At 50.8% G+C, this 1,071-nt stretch carries 1 protein-coding gene; it reads right to left on the bottom strand.

Annotation, left to right across the window (positions count from 1 at the left end):
* Positions 1–74 precede the first annotated feature (74 nt).
* Complete coding sequence (locus AC9UEO_RS13735) at positions 75–977, bottom strand: 1,4-dihydroxy-2-naphthoyl-CoA synthase (protein ID WP_509534674.1); 903 nt, start codon at positions 975–977, stop codon at positions 75–77.
* Positions 978–1,071 lie beyond the last annotated feature (94 nt).

Below are 1,071 nucleotides of genomic sequence, written 5' to 3'. Positions count from 1 at the left end.
TGTCACGCCAGCGAAATGGGTCTAGCCGTGGGTCAGACCCATCAGTGACATGAATAATCATTTAGCGATGTGAATTAGTAGTACCACGGAAACGGTGACCAGTCAGGTGCACGCTTTTCCAAGAAAGATTCGCGACCTTCGTCTGCTTCGTCTGTGCCGTATGCAAGACGAGTTGCCTCGCCTGCAAAGATTTGCTGACCAACAAGGCCGTCATCGACAAGGTTGAATGCAAATTTCAACATGCGTTGTGCTGTTGGGCTCTTGCCATTGATTTCTTTCGCCCATTCAAGTGCAACTTTTTCAAGATCTGCGTGCGGCACTACTTCGTTCACGGCACCCATGGCCTTCATGTCATCTGCCGAGTATTCACGACCAAGGAAGAAGATCTCACGAGCAAACTTTTGGCCAACCATCTTGGCCAGGTAAGCAGAGCCGTATCCGCCATCGAATGATGCAACGTCTGCATCTGTTTGCTTAAAGCGAGCATGTTCGCGGCTTGCAAGCGTGAGGTCTGACACCACATGCAAACTGTGTCCACCACCGGCGGCCCATCCGGGTACAACACAGATCACAACTTTTGGCATGAAACGAATAAGGCGTTGTACTTCCAAAATATGCAAGCGACCGGAACGTCCACGGTCAACAGTGTCTTGTGTGTCGCCGTCTGCGTACTTGTAACCATCTTTGCCACGAATACGTTGGTCGCCACCGCTGCAAAATGCCCAACCACCATCTTTCGGTGACGGACCATTTCCTGTCAGCAATACACAGCCAACATCAGTAGTCATACGGGCATGATCAAGGGCTGTGTACAGCTCATCAACTGTGTGCGGACGAAACGCATTACGTACTTCAGGGCGGTTGAAAGCCACACGAACGGTGCCTTGGTCTACTGCACGGTGATACGTGATGTCAGTGAACGAAAAGCCAGGCACTTCGCGCCATGCGGACGGGTCAAAAATAGGTGAGATAGTCACGGGTTCATTGTTTCACGCCAACGCCCGTATCGTAGAAACCCATGACAACTCTTATTGCTTTCTCAGGTTCGCTACGGGCCGATTCTTTTAATAC

The sequence above is a fragment of the Limnohabitans sp. genome (assembly GCF_040401495.1).
Classification (GTDB): Bacteria; Pseudomonadota; Gammaproteobacteria; order Burkholderiales; family Burkholderiaceae_C; genus Limnohabitans.
The sequence above is the reverse complement of the archived record's forward strand: the minus strand, read 5'-3'. Positions and strand labels throughout refer to the sequence as shown.